Consider the following 20,026-nt stretch of genomic DNA (forward strand, 5'->3'; position numbering starts at 1 on the left):
GGAAGGAAGCTAAATTAATTTAGCTTTGGGGTAAAAACCCCTCTAAGTCAAAATATTGTTTGACAGAATTATAATATAAAATAACTTAAATTACTTTAAAATTAAAATTTTAATATTATTTTTTATCATTAAATATTTCTTTGGATAAATTTTTCCAATCTTTGCTTAAAAGCTTTTTAGGGAGTATAACTATATTCTCTTTGCCATTTGTAGCATGATAAACACTAACCCCATATTTACTTGCATAAAATTTCATTAAGAGTTGCTGGAGTTTGTATTCGCTACTATTATTAAACCAAGCATTGTTGCTTAGGGCTATAATAATTTGTGAATTTTGATAGTTTTGTTCTTTGGTAGCTTCATAACAAATTGCATTTGTGATAATTTGATTATCTAATTTATATTTGCTTTGTATAGGACCTTTGGAAAATTCTTCAATATTTTTGAGAAAATATTTTTTTGTTAAGTCTTTAAAAAATGGAATTTCTTCACCAAAGGGAACTAAAAAATGCTTATTTAAAATATAGACATTGCCTTTTTTAAAGATATAAGTGCTATTATAAGTATGCTCTTTTTCAACATGAAATGCTCCTGTAATAATGGTGATTTTATAAGATAATTCTTTAAGCATAAGCTCATATTTGGTATTTTTTAAATCAAAAGCAAAAGCGGTTTCAGGCAAGATTACAAGTTCTTTTTTTTCATTTATAGCTTGAAGTATATCTTGAATTAAGATATCAGAATTTGATTTTAAATTTTCTTGTAAAAATTTTTGATCTTGAGAGATATTAGTATTGATGAGTTTGTAGTTTAAATTAAGAGTTTGAGCTTGTTTTTCATTATATTGAAATCCACTAAAGAATAAAATAAGAACAATTGCTATTTTATAATATCTTGATATATAACCCTCATAGATGAAATATGCTATTAAAAATATGCAAATAATGCCACGATAACTTGGGTCAAAAAAACCATAAACTGTAAAAATCCCCCAATTAAACCAATCAAATCCTAAAGGATGGATAAAACTTATGCAAAAAATTCCACAAAGCCTTAAAAAATCAAATTTTAATAAATAACATAATCTAAAAAGTAACCCATAAATAAAACCAATGATAATTGGTATAATTGGTACTAAATAGTTTAGATTAAAATAAATTGAAGATAAACCAATCCACCAAAACCAAAGAATCCCTACAAAAAAACCTATCCAAAAATATTGTTTAGAAGTTTTACTTTTTAGAAGTAAAACTAACCCCCAAATAGCTAAAAATGGACTAATGGTTTGTGTAAAAATATTTTCAAAAAATGATAGATAAATAGAATTTGAAAGTAAAATTGCAATAAAAAAGACTTTTATTATTTTAAAAATGATAGAATTAGTGTTTAATTTTTTTGGAATAAAGGAAAAATATGGCAGAAAATTCAATTTTAACTTCATTGTTACCTCTTGTAGTGTTATTTGCAATTTTTTATTTCTTGGTAATTAGACCACAACAAAAACAAGCAAAAGCACATAAACAAATGCTTGAGTCTTTGCAAAAAGGAGATAAAATCATCACTAATGGCGGACTTATTTGTGAAGTCGTAAAACCAGAGGAGGATTTTATCAAAGTTAAGCTTAATGAAGATAATGTTACTGCAAAAATTTCAAGAGAATTTATAGCAAAGAAAATTGATGCGTAATTCTAAAATCAATTATCGCTTGATTATTTTTATGGCGGTATTTATTTTTGGAGTGGCTTTTTCACTCCCTTCTTTTTTGCAGTCAGAACGTGGTGCGAAGATTAATTTAGGTCTTGATTTGCAAGGTGGGCTTTATATGCTCTTAGGTGTAGATAATGAAGAAGCTGTAAAATCTAAAATAAAATCAATTGCATCTTCATTGAGTTATTCTTTTAATAAAGAAAATATTTTAAATGATGGCTTAAATACCCATGATGATATTTTAGAATTTACTTTGCTCGATAATGCGGATGTTGCAAAAGTTGAAAATTTGCTTAAAGAAATAAAAGGAATTAATATACAAAGTGAAAATATGCACTATAAAATTTCTTTTACCTCAGAAGAAGTAAAAAATATAGAAAATTTTGCACTTTTACAAGCAGTTGAAACCATAAGAAATAGGCTTGATCAATTTGGTTTAGCAGAGCCAACAGTTGCTAAACAAGGTGATGATAAGATTTTGGTTGAACTTGCTGGGATTAAAACCAAAGAAGACGAATTAAGAGCAAAAGAACGCATCACAAAAGCAGCACATTTGCAACTTATGGAAGTTGATGATTCTAAAATGGGTCAAGCTTCTACAATGAGTGATGCTGAGGCTGCGAGTTATGGACTGATTTTAGTGCCTGATTCTAGAAATCCAAATTTAAAATATACCTTAAAAAGTATACCTATTTTAGATGGATCTATGCTTACTGATGCTAGAGTAGGACTTAGCGATAAGAGTAATTATCCTGTGATTAATTTTACTTTAAATGCTGAGGGTTCTAAAAAATTTGCTGATTATACAGGAGCAAATGTTGGAAAGCGTCTTGCTATTGTACTTGATAATAAAGTATATTCTGCTCCATCTATCAATGAACGCATAGGCGGAGGTAGTGGGCAAATCAGTGGAGCTTTTACTCAAGAAGAAGCACGCGATGTGGCGGTAGCTTTAAGAAGTGGAGCTTTGCTTGCGCCTGTAAAATTACTTGAACAAAGAAGCATAGGACCATCTTTAGGTGCTGATAGTATTAAAATGAGTATGATAGCCTTAATTGGTGCATCGGCTTTTATTGTAATATTTATGATGATGTATTACGGTGTGGCAGGAATTTTTGCAAATATTGCAATGTTAGTTAATGTTTTGGTAGTAGTGGCTGTTATGGCTATGTTTGGAGCAACTTTAACTTTACCAGGGATGGCAGGACTTGTTTTAACTGTGGGTATGGCAGTAGATGCAAATGTGATTATCAATGAGCGCATACGAGAACTCTTGCGAGATGGAGTAAATATAAGAGCTAGTATAGAACAAGGTTATAAAAATGCTATGAGTGCGATTATAGATTCAAATATCACTTCTTTAGTTACTTCGGTAGCGCTTTATGCCTATGGAACAGGAGCAGTTAAAGGTTTTGCTGTGACTTTGGGAATTGGTATTGTTGTTTCTATGATTACAGCTATTTTAGGAACTCACGGAATGTTTGATTATTTTATGCAACGCATAGAAAAAAGTAATAATACAAGATTTTGGTTTGGTTACAGGAGAAGATAATGCAGTTTTTTAGCGAAAAGAAAATTTATGATTTTATGAGAATGCGTTTTGCTGCTATTTCTCTTTCTTTTATTTTGTTTTTTGGTTCTATTTATTTGCTTTGGGATAGGGGTTTGCAATATGGCATTGATTTTAGCGGAGGAACTTTAGTTCAGCTTAAATATGAAAATGCAGCTCCTATAACACAAATTCGAGAAATTTTAGAAAATCAAGGAACTTTTCAAAATTTATCTGTAACTGAATTTGGAAGCAATGAAGAAGTAATCATACGCTTTTTAGGAAGTAATGATAATGTAAGCAATGATATAGGTGAGCATATAAGCACTCTTTTAAAGGATACGGGAAAATTTGAAGTGCGTCGTGCTGATGTGGTAGGTCCAAAAGTAGGTGATGAACTTAGAAATAAAGGACTTATGGCTATAGCTGTATCTTTGATAGCAATTTTAATTTATATAGCGTTGCGTTTTGAGTGGCGTTTTGCTCTTGCGGCTATAATCAGTGAAATTCATGATGTTGTGATTACTTTAGGGGCAATTTCTTTATTTAAAATTGATGTCAATCTAGATACTTTGGCTGCTGTTTTAACTGTGCTTGGGTACTCTTTGAATGATACAATTATTATTTTTGATAGAATCAGAGAAGGTATTAAAACAAGTAAAAAAACCGAACTTGCACCTATTATCAATGAAAGTGTTTCAGCAACTTTGTCAAGAACGGTTTTAACTTCAGGGTTAACTTTAGCAACTGTTGTGATACTTTATTTCTTTGGCGGGGAAATGATACAAGGATTTTCTTTGGCTTTAATTGTAGGTATTATAGCGGGAACTTTAAGCTCTATTTTTGTTGCAAGTCCGACATTATTATGGTTTAAATTTAGTGTGCTTGAGTTTAGAAATAAAGAAATTGAAAAAGCAAAAAGAAAACAAGATAAAGAACGCAATCGTGCAATGTATGAAAAAGGAACTGTGTAAGGAGAATTTATGGCTTATGAAGCAAGTTTAATAGAAAAAAAATGGCAAAAAATTTGGGATGAAAATGAATATTTTGAGCCAAAAGATGACTTAAATTTGCCTAAAAAATATATTTTATCGATGTTTCCTTATCCTAGCGGACGCATTCACATGGGGCATGTAAGAAATTATACTATAGGTGATGCTTTAGCAAGATATTATCGCAAGATAGGTTTTAATGTTTTACATCCTATAGGTTTTGATAGTTTTGGCATGCCTGCTGAAAATGCAGCTATTAAACATAAAATTCATCCTAAGTCATGGACTTATGAAAATATAGCTTATATGAAAAAAGAACTTTTTTCTTTAGGTTTTTCTTTTTCTAAAAAAAGAATGCTTGCTACTTCAGATCCACTTTATACAAAATTTGAGCAAGAATTTTTTATTAAGATGTTTGAAAAAGGTTTGATTTACACTAAAGAAGCAAATGTAAATTGGTGTGAACAAGATCAAACGGTTTTGGCTAATGAGCAAGTTGAAGACGGAAAATGTTGGCGTTGTGGTCATGAAGTGGTGCAGAAAAAAATGCCAGGTTATTATGTAAAAATCACTGCTTATGCTGAGGAACTTTTAAAAGATTTAGAAGAATTAAAAGATAAATGGCCTAATCAAGTTTTAACTATGCAAGAAAATTGGATTGGTAAAAGCGAAGGTTTGGAATTTTCTTTAAATTTAGACGAAGAAAGTAAGCAAAAAACCAAAGAAAGTTCTTTAGAAGTTTTTACTACAAGAGCAGATACAATTTATGGAGTTTCGTATATCGCTTTAGCTCCAGAACATAAGATTGTTCAAAATTTGCTTTCACAAAATTTATTAAATCAAGATGTATTAAATAAAATCAAAGTTATTCAAAATCAAAGCCCAAGAGAAAGACAAAGTTCTGAAAAAGAAGGTTATTTTTTAGGAATTTATGCCATTCATCCTTTAAGCGGAGAAAAAATTCCTTTATGGGTGGCTAATTTTGTCTTGGCTGATTATGGTAGTGGAGCGGTTATGGCTGTTCCAGCTCATGATGAAAGAGATTTTGAATTTGCAACAAAATATAATCTTGCCATCAAACAAGTTATTCAAACTCAAGAAAATTTACCTTATATGCAAAAATTAGGAAAATTAATTAATAGTCAAGAATTTGATAATCTTGATTGTAATGAAGCAAGATTAAAAATCATTTCTCAGTTTGAAGCTAAAAATATAGGAAAAAGGGTTGTAAATTTTAAAATTCGTGATTGGGGTGTTTCGCGTCAAAGATATTGGGGTGCGCCTATTCCTATGATTAAATGTCAAAGTTGTGGTATAGTACCTCAAAAACTAGAAAATTTACCTATTACTCTGCCCGAAGATGTGCAAATTACAGGTGAGGGTAATCCACTTGATAAACATCCAACTTGGAAAAATTGTATCTGTCCAAAATGTGGTAAAGAGGCTCAAAAAGAAAGCGATACTTTAGATACTTTTTTTGAAAGTTCTTGGTATTTTGCACGTTTTGCAAGTGATGAGAAAACTTGGCAGGAAAAAGCTTTAGATGAAAAAAGTGTAAAGTATTGGATGAGTGTGGATCAATATATAGGTGGTATTGAACATGCAATCTTGCATTTACTTTATGCGAGATTTTTCCAAAAAGCTTTAAGAGATTTGGGTTATTTAACACAAAATGAACCTTTTGATAGACTTTTAACTCAGGGTATGGTGTTAAAAGATGGTGCTAAAATGTCAAAATCAAAAGGCAATGTTGTAGATCCTGATGAGATTATAGAAAAATACGGTGCTGATACCGCAAGACTTTTTATACTTTTTGCTGCGCCTCCGGCTAAAGAGCTTGAATGGAATGATGATGCGGTTGAAGGGGCTTATAGATTTATTTGCAAACTCTATGATAGGGCGCAAAATGTTAAAAAAGGTGAGCTTGTAGAATTAAAACAAGAAAATTTAAACAAAGAAGAAAAATATGCAAGATTAAAGGTATATGAAGCTTTGAAAAAATCTTTTGAAGTTTATCATCAAAGTTTTGCTTTTAATACTTTAATTGCAGCTTGTATGGAAGCTTTAAATGCTTTAGCACTTTGTAAAAATGAAGCTTTGGAGCAAGAGGCTTTTTATATTATTTTAAATATTTTAGAGCCTATTATTCCTCATGTTTGTTTTGAGCTTAGCGAGGAGCTTTTTAAATGTAAAAATTTCAAAAAATTAGAACTTAAAGAAGAGGTTTTTGTAAAAGATACTTTAAATTTAGCTGTAAGTATTAATGGTAAAAAAAGGGCTGAATTTGAAATTTCAAGTAGTGCGAGCAAAGAAGAAATTTTAGCTTTTGCAAAAGAAAATACTGCTAAATGGCTTGAAGGTAAGAGTATAGTTAAAGAAATTTATGTGGAAGGAAAGCTAGTTAATCTAGTGATTAAATGAAAAAGATTTTAATTTTTTGTATAGGTTTATTTTTAGGTGCTTGTGGATATATTCCTACATCAAAAATCGCTAATAATATTTTCGATGAGAAGGTTTATGTTAATGTTGAATTAAGTCAACAAGACCCAAAAAATAGTATCTATGTTGCCGATACTTTAAAAGAAATGGTAATTTCAAAATTAGGGCGTAAACTTGCTTTAAAACACGAGGCAGATGATGTAATTAATGTTAAAATGAATAATTTAGAATTTATTCCTTTAGCTTATGATAAAAATGGCTATGTTATTAGTTATAAAGCTAAATTAAATTTAGATTTTAATGTTGTCTTTAAAGATGGTTCAAGTCAGGCTTTTAGTACAAGTGGAAGTTATAATTTTGAAATTTCTCCAAATAGTATTATTAGTGATTCTGCAAGGTATGAGGCTATTCGAGCAGCTTCAAGCGAGGCATTTGATGAGTTTATTTCTGTAATTGCTATTAAAGGGCAAAAACGTGATTCCAAATACTAATGAAATAGCAAAGCAAACTTTAATTGCATTAAAAGAAAGAAAACTAAAACCAACTCCTGAAAATTATACGGAAATTTTTGAAGAATTATCTTTAAAATATGGTATCACAAGCTCAAATAAAGCTAAACTTGACAAATACAAAACCTTGCTTTTGCCGATTTATCAACAAGAATTAAATTCTAAAACTATAAGAAGTTTAGAAGAACTAATTAGTTTTTTAATTTCTGTTTTAAATAGACAAAGCGGAAAACAATTTAGTGAATTTTTTGATTTTTTATATACCATATCTAAAACTTTGCAAATAAGTAAGGATAAAAAGATAAGAGATTTGGCTAAGGTGACTTCGATTAGAATTTCTAAAACTATGGATAGTGAAAGTATTTACTTGCTTACTAAAAAATGGAAAGAGCTTGAAAGAAATTATGATGAAAATGACTTAGAAGAACAAGCTCGTAAATATGGCATTAGTAAATATGATGATTATGATAGCGTGATTAAAAAACTCTTAGTCAAGCTTGAAGAGCGTAGTTATGAGCACTTTAGTGAATTATTATGCTTGGGTTTAAATCCTTCATTGGTAGAAGATTTAAAAATTCAAGGTTTTATACAAAATTTAACACAAAAGCCTTTTGTAATAGGCGAAGAAAATTTTAAAAATGAACTAATGGAATTTATAAATCATCGCATAATGGTTGATAATATGTATGTCCAAAAAAATTTAAATTTTTTTAACGATAATCTAAAAAAAATCTATGAATTGCTTGTCTTACTTAATAAATCGAATGAAAAAAATATGGATTTTATCAATACCTTAAAACCAGATGAAAATGGGGAAGTAAAACTTAGTTTTGAGGATTTAAAACTAAAATTTAAACAACTTGGAGAAAAAATTACATCTTTAAATAATCAAATTGAATTCACGCAAAGCTTAGAAGAGAGAGAGGCTTGGAGTGTTCTTAAAGAGCTTGATAAAATGGATGAAAATTTCAATAAGTATAAGGTTAATTATTCTTTAGCTTTATTTTCTATAGTAAATTACCGTTTCATTATGGAAAAATATGGTATGGGAAGTTTGAATGAAATTTTTGTTCGATTTAAAAAAATTTTAAAAGATTCTTGTAGTGAATTTGATGAACTGTGGATGATAGATGAAAAGAGTTATTTGATTGTTTCGCCAGGAAAAAGCAAAGATGAAATTACACAGCTTGTAAATACAAATCTTAAAACTATAGAAAATTTTAGATTTATTTATAAGCAAGATATTATAACTCCTAAAATTCACGTGGCTTATCTTGATAAGCAAAGTAAACCAAGTATTAATATTTTAGATGAGTTAATAAAGCAAATTGCAGCGGTTAATGAACAATATAATGAAAGTTGAGAATTTTTTAGCTCAAAAAAGTATAAATTACGATAAAATTGATCGTTTTTTGATGTTTAGAATGTATGAAAAATATAAGAAATATTTTAAAAATATTCCTATAATCCAGCTTATAGGCACAAATGGTAAAGGTAGCACGGGTAGATATTTAACCCAACTTTTAGAAAATTTAAATTATAAAATAGGGCATTATACTAGCCCGCATATTTTTAGTTTTAATGAAAGATTTTATCTTGATGGTAAGATTGCAAATGATGAAGAATTAGAACAAGCTCATATAAGACTTGAAGAAATTTTTAAACAAGACTTGCAAAAATTAAGTTATTTCGAATATGCTACTTTTTTAGCTATGATTTTATTTCAAAAATGCGATTTCATTGTTTTAGAAGCAGGAGTGGGTGGAGAATATGATGCTACTTCTGTTTTTGAAAGAAGAATGAATATTTTTACAAGAATTGGATTTGACCATATTCAAATTTTGGGCAATTCTTTAGAAGATATTGCAAGAACCAAGCTTAAAGTTATGGCGCCTATAGCGCTTATAAGTGATGAGCAAGAGCAAAATGTTTTAAATTTAGCAAAAAAAATTGCTTTTTTAAAAAAAGCTAATTTGCAAGTTTCTTCTTTAAATCCTTTTTTGAAAGAAAAATTTGAGATTTATTGTAAAAAGTTTGTTTTACCTTGTTTTTTAAAGCATAATTTAAAGCTTGCATTAAAGGCTTGTGAAATTTTAACTTCGCAAGAAAAAACCTTAGAAGCTTTAAAAAAGTTGCAAGAGTTAAATTTACAAGGAAGATGCCAAGAAATTTCTCCAAATTTTTTTGTTGATGTGGGTCATAATCCTATGGCTGCTAAGGCTATGATTGATAAATTTCAAGGAGAAAAAATAAATCTTATTTATAATGCTTATTTGGATAAGGATATTTTTCAAATTTTAAATACATTAAAGCCTATTATTGATACAATACAAATATATAAATATAAAAGCGCAGAACGAAAGCTGGCTGATGATGAAATTTATAGTATTGCATCAAAGCTAGGTATACAATGCAAAGAATTTGTAAAATTAGAAGAGAATAAAAAAAATCTAGTTTTTGGTTCTTTTATGTTGGTAGAAAATTTTTTAAAGGAGTGGTGTGGTAAAAAATAAATTCACTATTACCATTACAGATATTAACGGTTCAAGACATTTTTATTTAAATCAAATAATCAAAAAAATAGTTTTTTATACTATTGCTTTTATTGTTTTATTTTTAGTTTTTAGTGGTTTTTATATCAAATATCTTGATAGCAAACTTAGTGATATCAGTGAAAAGCGTGAGGAGCTTTTGAAAAAAAGCAAAGAATTGGAATTATCTAATTCGCAAATGCAAAAAAGCATAGAAGAAAAAACTCAGCAGTATGCAGCTATAGAAGATAAAATAGCTTCTTTTGAAGAGGCTTTGGGCTTAGAAGCAGAAAATAATCTTACAATTAGTGCAAGACTTGATAATCTTCAGCTTACCAATGAGCAGCAACTTGGAATTTTGGGGCAAATTCCTAATGGATGGCCTATTGAAAATAAAGGCATTACAGGAAATTTTGGCTGGAGAGAGCATCCTCTTTTAAAAAGAAGAGAATTTCATCCTGGCATTGATTTAAGAGCGGAAATTGGTACTCCTATTTATGCACCAGCAAGTGGAGTAGTGGAATTTTCAGGTTATAGTGATAATGGCTATGGCTATAATGTAATTTTATTGCATAATTTTGGTTTTAAAACAGTATTTGCTCATATGATGCGCAAAGAAGTGGTCAAAGCAGGTCAATTTGTTAATAAAGGGCAGTTGATAGGTTATAGTGGCAATACAGGTCTTTCTACGGGGCCGCATTTGCACTATGAGGTAAGGTTTATTAATAAAACTTTAGAACCTTTGTATTTTTTAAATTTGCAAAGAAAAAATATGAATGATTTTTTTAATCAAGAAAGGAGAGTTCCATGGCAATCTTTAATAAAGGCGGTATCAGCCCAACATCCAGCTCTAGCTCAGAAACAACAGTAATTTCTTCAGGTGCGAGAATTGAGGGTAAATTTTATTTTGCTTCTATGCTCCATGTTGATGGAGAGTTAAGTGGCATTATTCATTCTGAAAGCATTGTGGTTATCGGAAAAAATGGAAATTTAAAAGGTGAATTACAAGCAGATAAAATTGTAGTAAATGGGTATTTTGAAGGGCAACTTGAGGCTAATAGTTTAGAAATTTTAGCGGGCGGAGTTGTTAATGGTGATATTTCAACGCAAAAAATTTCTATAGAAAATGGCGGTCGCTTTAATGGAACTAGTAAAATTAAAGAAGATACTATCAAACTTATTGAAAATAACAACGAAGAATAATGCAAGCTTCATTTTATGAATACTTACAAAATCCAAAAATTTGTGAACTTTTTCTTTGTAAAGATGAAAAACAAGCAGATTTACTCGCTCAAGTTTCACGATTTAAGGGTTTAAAAACCTTTGTTTTACCTGATTTTAGAGCGCAGTTTGGAGATGATTTAAGGGCTTTTTCTAAAGAACTTTTTGATCTTTGTAAGATTTTAAATGCTTATCATAAAGAAGAAGAAAAAAAAATCCTTATTTCTCCTTTAAATACTGTTTTAAAAAAACTTCCTTCAAAAAAACATTTACAAAATTATCATATCGATAAAAAACAAAATTTTGATTTGAAATGTTTTGAAGATGAAATTTCAAGATTGGGATACGAATTTGTAGATATAGTTCAGGATAAAGGTGAAATTTCAATTCGTGCGGATATTATTGATATTTTTTGTATCAATGAAGAAAATCCTATTAGAATTTTGCTTTTTGGCGAAGAGATTGAAAGTATAAGATATTTTGATTTGCAAAGTCAAAAGTCTATCCCTAATGAACTGGAACATTTTGAAATTTGTCCTTTTTTAAAATATTTTGACAAAGAAAATTATGAAATTTTTAAGGATAAATTAGAAGATTTTCAAAGCGATACTTTAATACATGATATCAATTCTTTAGGGTTTTGGTGTATTGATGATTTTTTTGATTATTTGGAGCTTGATTTTTTAGCTTGTGAAAAGTTTGATATTAATGAATATGAAAAAGATATAAGTTTTGTGAATGCAAAAATTTTACCTCAAGCTAAAAAATTTAAAGAATTGCAAAGTTCTTACAATAAAGATTTTTTTGAATTTCATAAAAATAAAAAAATCACACTTTTAGCTAAAAACGAAGCTTTGTTTAAAGCTTTGGAGCTTGAAGATACTCAAAATATCCATTTTGTAAAAAGTGATTTAAGGCTTAATCTTATTAGTCCTGAAGAGCTAATCATTTCTTTAAATCAAAAAGAAAAACAAAAAACAAGAAAAAAAGCTAGTTTGATTATAGATGAGCTTAAAAATGGGGATTATATAGTACACGAAGATTATGGGGTAGGTAAATTTTTAGGTCTTGAGATGATAGTGATAAGCGGAGCAAAAAAAGAGTTTGTTGCTATAGAGTATCAAAATTCTGACAAGCTTTTATTACCAGTGGAAAATCTTTATTTAATTGATAAATATTTGGGCGTGAGTGGATCTATTCCAAGCTTAGATAAACTAGGTAAAACAAGCTTTATTAAACTTAAAGAAAAATTAAAGACTAAACTTTTAGCCATAGCTTCTGAAATTGTTATTATGGCGGCTAAAAGATCTTTGGTGCAAGCAAAAAAAATTACAGTGGATTTAAATAGACAGACTGATTTTATAGCTAGTGCGGGTTTTATTTATACAAGCGATCAAGATAAAGCCTGTCATGAAATTTTGCAAGATTTTCAAAGTGGAAAAGTCATGGATAGGCTTTTAAGTGGTGATGTGGGTTTTGGAAAAACAGAAGTCGCTATGAATGCTATTTATCCAGTAGTTAAAAGTGGATTTTGCGCATTTTTATTTGCGCCTACGACTTTGCTTTCTCATCAGCATTATAAAACCTTAAAAAAGCGTTTTGATCCTTTTGATATAAAGGTTTTTAAACTGGATCGCTTTACAAGTAGTGCAGAAAAAAAACAAGTTTTACAAAATTTAAAAGAAAATAAAGCTTGTGTAGTTGTAGGAACTCATGCACTTTTAAGTGTAGAATGTGAAAATTTAGCCCTTGTTATTATTGATGAAGAGCATAAATTTGGAGTGAAGCAAAAAGAAAAGCTTAAAGAAATCACTCAAAATTCACATATTTTATCCATGTCAGCAACCCCTATACCAAGAAGCTTAAATCAAGCTTTAAGTTCTATAAAATCTTATAGTGTTTTGCAAACTCCACCAGAAGATAGAATGGATGTAAGAACTTTTGTCAAAGAAAATGATGACGCACTTTTAAAAGAAGCTATAGCAAGAGAGTTAAGACGTGGTGGGCAAATTTTTTATATTCATAATCATATTGCAAGTATAGAGCAATGTAAAAAGCATTTATTAGAACTTTTTTCTACTTTGCGTATTTTGATTTTACATTCTAAAATCGATGCCAAGATGCAAGAAGAAGAAATGTTGAAATTTGAAAACAAAGAATATGATTTGCTTTTAAGTACCTCTATCGTAGAAAGTGGGATTGATTTACCAAATGCAAATACTATCATAGTAGAAAAAAGCGATCGTTTTGGCATGGCTGATTTGCATCAATTGCGTGGGCGTGTAGGAAGAAGTGATAAGCAAGGTTATTGTTATTTTTTAATTGAAGATAAAAATGCTATCACAAAAGATGCTTTAAAGCGTCTAGTTTCCTTAGAAAGTAATTCTTTTTTAGGCGCAGGTTCTATTTTGGCTTATCATGATCTTGAAATTCGTGGCGGTGGAAATTTATTAGGCGTAGATCAAAGTGGACATATTGAGCAAATTGGATATAGTTTATATCTTAAAATGTTAGAAGATGAACTTAATGCTTTAAGTAAAAATGAAGTGGATCAAAAAGAAAATAAACTTGATTTAAAACTCAATGTTAATGCCTTTTTAAACAGCGAACTTATCAGCGAAGATCGCTTAAGATTAGAACTTTATAGAAGACTTAGCAAGTGTGAGCAAGTTCATGAGGTTTATGAGATCGAAGGTGAAATTGAAGATCGCTTTGGAAAAATTGACATTTATACTAAGCAATTTTTATCTTTGATTACTATTAAAATTTTAGCTTTAAATAAATTTAAAAGCATTAGTAACTATGAGCAAAATATTCAATTTACTGCTTTAAATGATGAAAAAGAACTCATCAAGGCAAAAAGCAAAGATGATGATGATATTTTAGAGGCAATTTTAACGCATTTAAGAAAGGCTTAAAATGGATTGGAATAAAACTTATGCAGCAATTTATAGAGCAAGAAAAGATTATTTAAAGCCTATTTTTGAAATCGATCCTATTGCTTTAAAAGATTTAGTAGGTATGGAAAGTCAAAAAAAAGCACTTTATGAAAATACTTTAAATTTCATTCAAGATAAGGGAGCAAATCACGCACTTTTATGGGGATCTAAGGGCACTGGAAAATCAAGTTTAATTAAAGCTATATTTAATGAATTTAAAGAACAGGGCTTAAGACTTGTCGAATTAAATAAAGAAGATTTATTTGCCTTAGCAGATATCATCGATGAAATCAGATTAGAAAATTTTAAATTCATACTTTTTTGTGATGATTTTTCTTTTGAAAAGGGAGATGATAGTTATAAATTTTTAAAACCTTTACTTGAGGGAAGCATAGAAAAAGCCCCAAATAATGTAATTATTTATGCGAGTTCAAATCGTAGGCATTTATTAAGTGAAAGCATTACTGATAATCTTGATACGCAAATCACACATACAGAACTTCATTTAAGCGATGCTGCTGAAGAAAGATTAAGTTTGAGTGATAGATTTGGTTTGTGGTTAAGTTTTTATCAGGGAAATTTAGAAGAGTATTTAAAGATGATAGATTTTTATTTTAAAGATTATTCTTGTGATAAAGAGCTTTTGCACGCTAAAGCTAAAGAATTTGCTACTCTAAGAGCAAGTAGAAGTGGTCGTACCGCAAAGCAATTTTATTTAGCTTTTAAGGAGAATTTTAAATGACTGGAGCACAAATTTTTACCAAGCTTTTAAATTTGGATTTAAATTATCATGATTTTGATTGGCTTGAAAATCAAGGATTGAGTGAATTTGAGCTTTTAATTTCTGTCGTTTTAACTCAAAATACAAATTGGAAAAATGTCTTAAAAGCTTTAGAAAATTTAAAAAAAGAAAATATTGCAAGCTTAGAACAAATCAATACTTTATCCAATTTAGAACTTGCAACTTTAATTAAGCCTAGCGGATTTTATAATACCAAAACTAAGCGTTTAAAAGGTTTGGTAGAAAGTATCATAAACACTTATGAAAATTTAGAAAATTTTAAAACAAATGCAAGCAGAGAATGGCTTTTAAATATCAAAGGTTTAGGTTTTGAAAGCGTTGATAGTATTTTAAACTATCTTTGCAAAAGAGAGATTTTGGTTGTAGATAATTATAGTTTGCGTTTGGCTTTTTACTTAGGTTATGAGTTTGAAAATTATGAAGAATTAAGAGAATTTTTTCAAAGTGACATAGAGAGTGAGCAAGAAAATTTGTATAAAATTTTAGGAAAAAAATGCAAACTTTACGAACTTTATCAAATTTTTCATGCTTTGATTGTAGCTTTTGCAAAACAGAGTTTTAAAGGACAAAAATTAAGCCCTAAGGGTGAAGAATGGATCAAAATTTTAAAGGAAGATTTATGAAAGCAAAAGGAAGTGAACTTATACCTGTTTTAACTATAGCAGGGAGTGATTGTAGTGGTGGAGCAGGGATACAAGCCGATCTTAAAACCTTTAGTGCACACAATCTTTTTGGTATGAGTGTGGTTTTAAGTGTGGTAGCTGAAAATACCGCAAGGGTGATTTCTGTACACGATATACCTACTCAAAGCGTGGATGAACAAATGCTTGCCGTGTTTGAAGATATAGTGCCAAAGGCAACTAAAATCGGAATGATAGGTTCTTGTGAATTAATGAGCTGTGTAGCTAAAAATTTAAGCGAGTTTAAACCTCAAAATGTAGTTATTGATCCTGTAATGTTTGCCAAAAATGGCCATGCTTTAATGCCGCAAGAAAATTGTGATTTTTTCAAACAAACTATAATAAAATTTGCAGACATTCTTACTCCTAATATTCCTGAAGCAGAGTTTTTATGTGGTTTTAAGATCACTAATGAAGAGCAGATGATAAAAGCAGCTAAGCATTTATGCAGCTTGGGGGCTAAGGCAGTTTTACTTAAAGGCGGACATAGTGAAGCAAATGCCAATGATGTGCTTTATAATGGAAAAGAAATTTATATTTTAAAAGGCGAACGCATAGAAACTAAAAATACTCACGGTACAGGTTGTACGCTTTCTTCGGCTATTGCTAGTAATTTAGCTAAAGGCAAGGATTTATTTCACGCTGTTAGTGAAGCTAAAGAGTATGTAAGAAATGCGATTTATTATTCACTTAATCTTGGAAAAGGTTGTGGTCCTACAAATCATTTTTTCAAGTTTCTAGATGAAAAATAAATTAGATCTTAGCCTTTATTTGGTTGCTACTAAGGGAAATAAAAGCGAGGAGTGTTTTTTAAATACTTTAGAAAATGCTATAAAAGGCGGAGTAAGTATCATACAACTTCGTGAAAAAGAGCTTAATGCAAGAGAATTTTATAAACTAGGCTTAAAGGTGCAAAAACTTTGCAAGTCTTATAAAATACCTTTTTTGATTAACGATAGGGTGGATATAGCTTTAGCCTTAGATGCTGATGGGGTGCATTTAGGACAGGAAGATTTAGAAGCAAAATTAGCTAGAAAGCTTTTAGGAGATGAAAAAATCATAGGCTTAAGTCTTAAAAAGTTAGAACAACTTGAGTTTATACAAGGAGTAAATTATCTAGGTTGTGGAGCTATTAAGGCAACGCCTACTAAAGAAAGTTCGCTTTTAAGCCTTGAGCTTTTAAGTCAAATTTGTGATAAAAGCCCTATAGGGGTTGTAGCCATAGGTGGGATTGACAAAGAAGCACTTGTTGAGTTAAAGGGTATAAATTTAAGCGGTGTGGCTGTGGTTAGGGCGATCATGGATGCTAAAGATGCTTTTTTGGCAGCTAAAGAGCTAAAGCGTAAAATCTATGAAAATTTATCTCTTAAATGAAACTCCTTTTGAAGGGGTGGAAAATCTTATTTTAAATGAGATTGTTTTTTATGATTTTAGTGTGGATTTGAGTTTGTATGATGCTTTAATCTGCACTTCAAAAAATGCTTTAAAAGCTTTACAACATGCAAAAATCACTTTAAATTTCAAACTCAATTTATACGCTGTGGGACAAAGTACAGCTCAATACGCTAAAAATTTAGGTTTTAAAAAGATTAAAATTCCATCAAAGGCTTATGGAAAAGATCTTTTTCTTGAATTTAAAGAGGAGTTAAAAATGCAAAAATGTTTGTATTTAAGGGCTAAAAATATTGTTTCAACTTTAAATTTGGATCTTAAAAATGTAGGTGTGGATTTAGATGAAATGATTGTTTATGAAAATGTTTTTAAAAAAGGCGACAAAAAGCTTATCTATCCTGCTATTTTTATATTCACCTCTCCTTTAAGTGTAGAAAATTTTTTAAAATTTTATAGCTTAAAAGAAGAAGATAAGGTTGTAGTTATAGGGCAAAGCACAGCAAAGAAGCTTTTAAATTTTAAAAATCTTTATATATGCGAAAATCAAAGTCTTTTAGACTGTGTTAAGCTCGCTAAGACTTTGGTTTAATTTTTTAAATTCCAAAAATTTTCTTTGGGATAAATAATAATGCTTTTTGTGAGTAAAATTTCATCATTGACGTTTTTATCACGATTTAAAGCAATACTAATGTGGGCTATGATAACACCATCTTTGTTTAAATTTGCATCGGGATTGAAGTTGGAAAATTTAAAATTAACACATTGTGCAATAGGATAAAAATATTTTATTTTAATCAAAGCTTTTGTGTAATTAAAATATATATTATCTAAACATTCTTTATTTTCTTGCCTTGCTTGATATAAAAAATATTTAGAAAATTGTGTTGCATTATGACTTAAAATTTGAGCTTGAAGGTAGTAATAACTATCTTGGATTATTTTTGGAGTATAGCTGGATATGTTTAAGGTCAAGCTCATCCATAGACTTATTAGTAGTATTAAAAAAATTGTCCAAATTAAAACATAAGCTTTTTTCATAGTAAAATTCTTTTTTTAAGACAATATTTTGTTTGTCTTTTTAGACAAATTTTTAATTTATTGTTTTGCAGGTTAAATGAGCTTATGTTTTTAGAAATCAATCCTTGTTGGCTTAATTGTTCATTAAATTTTGGCTTTATTTCATATATAAGTTCTTCATTTTGCAATTTGATAACTAATTGAGCTTGCAAAGGAATAAAACTGCCTGTAAAATTTGCAGATATACCATTTTCCAAGATAGATATTTTTTCAATCTTATTAATTTTATAAGCATAGCTAATATGTTCATTGTCGTTATATAAATCTTTTCTATTTTGGAGTTGTGTTTTAAAATCAGAATGAGGTGAATAAAGTGTATGATTATTTTCTAAAATAAGAGCAGAATTAATAAGATAAAGTTTATTATCTTTTAGGCTAATTAACTCATCTTTTAAAAGACATTTTAATGTATTCTGTGAAAATGTAATATTAATACAATTTTGTATTAATTTTTCTATTTTAAGCAAGTTTAAATGTGTTTGAGTGATAAGATTGTTTGTATGTAAAGCAGTAAAATTTAAATGATAAAAATCCATTAAAGGTTTTGAAAGTAAGTTAGTTATAAAAGTAAAAAGTATTAGTGATATTATAAGTTCAAAAAGTGTAAAAGCTTTGCTCATTCTTTAAAATAAACGCTATAATTTTGATCTTGAAAGTATAATTTTTGAAATTGAAATATACCGTCATTAACAAACTGTTCTTGTAAAACTATAGGTTTTAAGGCTGAAGTTTGAAGTATGATGGTTTTAAAAATAGGCTTTTCATATAATTCTTCTTGAAGTTTATAGAGTCTTTCAAAAATATTTAAATTTTCATAGTTTTTGTAAAGTTGAATATAGTAATAAAAAATGCCAATGAAAATTAAAGATATGATCGTTATAGCACTAATGCTTTCTATAAGTATGAAAGCCTTTTTCATTTAGCGCTGCTAGCATTTATGGCTTCAAAAAAACTTCCGCGAATTCCTTTTTGTTCGAGTATTTTTATGCCTTTTATTGTAACTCCGCCAGGGGAGCAAATATTTTCTTTGATAATAGCTGGATGTTCATGTTCTAGTAAAGCACTAGAGCTTTTAAATAAAGAGCGCGTAAGATTGAGACTAAGTTCTTTTGACAAACCTTCATAAACTCCAGCATTAGCAATGCTTTCTGCTATAAGTGCTAAAAAAGCAGGAGCGCAGCCGCTAATCGCCATAGCTGCATTCATTTGTATTTCATTATCTAATTTATAAGCCGAGCCAAAAGTTTTTAAAATGTCTAAAATTTCATTTTCAAAATGAGAGTTTTTAAGTATATATGGTGTGGTTGAAGCCTTGTATTTAGCTGCTGTATTGGGTATTATTCTAACATAATTTTGAGCTTTGATGGTTTGTAGTTTTTCAAAATCAACATTGGCTAAAACAGAGATTAAGATACGTGCTTGTCCTTTTAGCATTTGAGCAATATTTTCTAAAGCATAAGGTTTAAATGCTAAAATAACATCTTTACCTTCTATGTTAAAATCTTCGTAAAGTAAGGTTTTAAAGCCTTCTTTGGCGAGGGCTTGAAGTTTTTCTATACTTCTTCCTACTATACAAATTTCATAATCATCTTTTAACCCATAGGCTAAGGCTGTTGCCATAGATCCATTTGCAAGTATATAGAGCATTATTTTTTAATATAATTAGCAATTTGATCAGCTTGAAAAAAGTCGGGATAATTAACTGTATCTAGTATCACTTGTACCATAGTATTATTATCAAGATTAATGACTACTGGAGCTAGAAAATTCACTGTCGATTCTTCAATGCTTTTTGCTATGGCTACTATATTAAAAATTTTCATATTAGATTCAGGTGTTAAAGAAAGAAGCTCTTGATAATAAGTTGGTATATCAAATTCATAATCAGGTCTAATCAAATAAGGATTAATTAAAACAAAAGAAAAGTCTTTACCATCAAGACTTTTAAGTCTTACAAATACTTCATCGATAGTTGAAAATTCCATATTTTTGGTTTCTTCAAAACCTAAGATAGGGCATTTAACAGCTAGGGTCATGTTTTCTCCTCAAGTTATAATGTTTAATATTTTAACATAAAATAAGCAATAATCATTCCAAAATTTTAAATTATTTAATTAATTTTATTATAATTTTAGAAGAACATAATTATAAAATCGTTAAAATATATATTTTTGAGAATATAAATCAA

Annotated in this window: 21 protein-coding genes; 15 read left to right on the forward strand and 6 right to left on the reverse strand. The window is 29.2% G+C overall.

Translation table 11 applies throughout. From position 1 onward, the window contains the following. Positions 1–115: 115 nt before the first annotated feature. On the reverse strand, positions 116–1,441 hold the full coding sequence (locus FBF15_RS04010) for an apolipoprotein N-acyltransferase (protein ID WP_002852744.1): 1,326 nt from the start codon (positions 1,439–1,441) through the stop codon (positions 116–118). Here FBF15_RS04010 and yajC point away from each other — a divergent pair. The 15 genes from yajC to FBF15_RS04085 are packed head-to-tail and all read left to right on the forward strand — an operon-like array spanning position 1,414 to position 17,350. Then, the gene (gene yajC, locus FBF15_RS04015) at positions 1,414–1,686 is read left to right on the forward strand and encodes a preprotein translocase subunit YajC (protein ID WP_002786346.1); all 273 of its coding nucleotides are present in this window, start codon (positions 1,414–1,416) and stop codon (positions 1,684–1,686) included. The genes FBF15_RS04010 and yajC overlap by 28 nt on opposite strands. Next, the gene (gene secD, locus FBF15_RS04020; RefSeq protein ID WP_165434575.1) at positions 1,679–3,259 is read left to right on the forward strand and encodes a protein translocase subunit SecD; all 1,581 of its coding nucleotides are present in this window, start codon (positions 1,679–1,681) and stop codon (positions 3,257–3,259) included. The genes yajC and secD overlap by 8 nt, the downstream gene beginning before the upstream one ends. Continuing rightward, complete coding sequence (gene secF, locus FBF15_RS04025) at positions 3,259–4,230, forward strand: protein translocase subunit SecF (RefSeq protein WP_002882593.1); 972 nt, start codon at positions 3,259–3,261, stop codon at positions 4,228–4,230. The genes secD and secF overlap by 1 nt, the downstream gene beginning before the upstream one ends. Before the next feature lie 9 nt (positions 4,231–4,239). Further along, positions 4,240–6,669, forward strand: coding sequence for a leucine--tRNA ligase (gene leuS, locus FBF15_RS04030; protein WP_002852890.1), 2,430 nt, complete (start codon positions 4,240–4,242; stop codon positions 6,667–6,669). Continuing rightward, on the forward strand, positions 6,666–7,178 hold the full coding sequence (lptE, locus tag FBF15_RS04035) for an LPS assembly lipoprotein LptE (protein WP_002852685.1): 513 nt from the start codon (positions 6,666–6,668) through the stop codon (positions 7,176–7,178). The genes leuS and lptE overlap by 4 nt, the downstream gene beginning before the upstream one ends. Next, positions 7,162–8,559: a hypothetical protein gene (locus tag FBF15_RS04040; protein ID WP_002856019.1), complete on the forward strand. Its 1,398-nt coding sequence runs from the start codon at positions 7,162–7,164 to the stop codon at positions 8,557–8,559. Before lptE ends, FBF15_RS04040 begins: the two co-directional genes overlap by 17 nt. Continuing rightward, positions 8,525–9,709, forward strand: a complete 1,185-nt coding sequence (locus FBF15_RS04045) for a folylpolyglutamate synthase/dihydrofolate synthase family protein (protein WP_074485579.1) — start codon at positions 8,525–8,527, stop codon at positions 9,707–9,709. Before FBF15_RS04040 ends, FBF15_RS04045 begins: the two co-directional genes overlap by 35 nt. Continuing rightward, a complete protein-coding gene (locus FBF15_RS04050; protein ID WP_002880806.1) occupies positions 9,696–10,598 on the forward strand; it encodes a M23 family metallopeptidase in 903 nt (300 codons plus the stop codon). The genes FBF15_RS04045 and FBF15_RS04050 overlap by 14 nt, the downstream gene beginning before the upstream one ends. Beyond that, complete coding sequence (locus tag FBF15_RS04055) at positions 10,535–10,930, forward strand: polymer-forming cytoskeletal protein (RefSeq protein ID WP_002868630.1); 396 nt, start codon at positions 10,535–10,537, stop codon at positions 10,928–10,930. Before FBF15_RS04050 ends, FBF15_RS04055 begins: the two co-directional genes overlap by 64 nt. Next, positions 10,930–13,866, forward strand: coding sequence for a DEAD/DEAH box helicase (locus FBF15_RS04060; RefSeq protein ID WP_052803911.1), 2,937 nt, complete (start codon positions 10,930–10,932; stop codon positions 13,864–13,866). The genes FBF15_RS04055 and FBF15_RS04060 overlap by 1 nt, the downstream gene beginning before the upstream one ends. A 1-nt stretch (position 13,867) precedes the next feature. Continuing rightward, entirely contained in the window at positions 13,868–14,629 is a 762-nt protein-coding gene (locus FBF15_RS04065) for an ATP-binding protein (RefSeq protein WP_002852748.1), read from the forward strand. After that, on the forward strand, positions 14,626–15,312 hold the full coding sequence (locus FBF15_RS04070) for an endonuclease III domain-containing protein (RefSeq protein ID WP_165434576.1): 687 nt from the start codon (positions 14,626–14,628) through the stop codon (positions 15,310–15,312). Before FBF15_RS04065 ends, FBF15_RS04070 begins: the two co-directional genes overlap by 4 nt. Further along, positions 15,309–16,121: a bifunctional hydroxymethylpyrimidine kinase/phosphomethylpyrimidine kinase gene (gene thiD / locus FBF15_RS04075; RefSeq protein WP_165434577.1), complete on the forward strand. Its 813-nt coding sequence runs from the start codon at positions 15,309–15,311 to the stop codon at positions 16,119–16,121. The genes FBF15_RS04070 and thiD overlap by 4 nt, the downstream gene beginning before the upstream one ends. Continuing rightward, on the forward strand, positions 16,111–16,743 hold the full coding sequence (gene thiE / locus FBF15_RS04080) for a thiamine phosphate synthase (RefSeq protein WP_002852670.1): 633 nt from the start codon (positions 16,111–16,113) through the stop codon (positions 16,741–16,743). Before thiD ends, thiE begins: the two co-directional genes overlap by 11 nt. Further along, on the forward strand, positions 16,721–17,350 hold the full coding sequence (locus FBF15_RS04085; RefSeq protein WP_002859147.1) for a uroporphyrinogen-III synthase: 630 nt from the start codon (positions 16,721–16,723) through the stop codon (positions 17,348–17,350). The genes thiE and FBF15_RS04085 overlap by 23 nt, the downstream gene beginning before the upstream one ends. On the opposite strand, the gene FBF15_RS04090 is transcribed toward FBF15_RS04085, so the two are convergent. From FBF15_RS04090 to fliW, 5 genes are read right to left on the reverse strand one after another with little or no spacing between them, the layout of a single operon-like run. Further along, positions 17,347–17,799 (reverse strand): hypothetical protein, encoded by a 453-nt coding sequence (locus FBF15_RS04090; RefSeq protein WP_011989916.1) that lies wholly within the window; start codon positions 17,797–17,799, stop codon positions 17,347–17,349. The two genes, FBF15_RS04085 and FBF15_RS04090, sit on opposite strands and share 4 nt — an antisense overlap. Then, positions 17,796–18,458: a hypothetical protein gene (locus FBF15_RS04095; RefSeq protein WP_165434578.1), complete on the reverse strand. Its 663-nt coding sequence runs from the start codon at positions 18,456–18,458 to the stop codon at positions 17,796–17,798. The genes FBF15_RS04090 and FBF15_RS04095 overlap by 4 nt, the downstream gene beginning before the upstream one ends. Then, the gene (locus tag FBF15_RS04100) at positions 18,455–18,757 is read right to left on the reverse strand and encodes a type II secretion system protein (protein ID WP_002853046.1); all 303 of its coding nucleotides are present in this window, start codon (positions 18,755–18,757) and stop codon (positions 18,455–18,457) included. The genes FBF15_RS04095 and FBF15_RS04100 overlap by 4 nt, the downstream gene beginning before the upstream one ends. Continuing rightward, positions 18,754–19,485: a pyrroline-5-carboxylate reductase gene (locus FBF15_RS04105; RefSeq protein ID WP_165434579.1), complete on the reverse strand. Its 732-nt coding sequence runs from the start codon at positions 19,483–19,485 to the stop codon at positions 18,754–18,756. Before FBF15_RS04105 ends, FBF15_RS04100 begins: the two co-directional genes overlap by 4 nt. Further along, positions 19,485–19,874, reverse strand: coding sequence for a flagellar assembly protein FliW (gene fliW, locus FBF15_RS04110; protein WP_002852982.1), 390 nt, complete (start codon positions 19,872–19,874; stop codon positions 19,485–19,487). The genes FBF15_RS04105 and fliW overlap by 1 nt, the downstream gene beginning before the upstream one ends. Positions 19,875–20,026 lie beyond the last annotated feature (152 nt).

The organism is Campylobacter sp. CFSAN093233, from assembly GCF_011068165.1.
Taxonomy (GTDB): Bacteria; Campylobacterota; Campylobacteria; order Campylobacterales; family Campylobacteraceae; genus Campylobacter_D; species Campylobacter_D jejuni.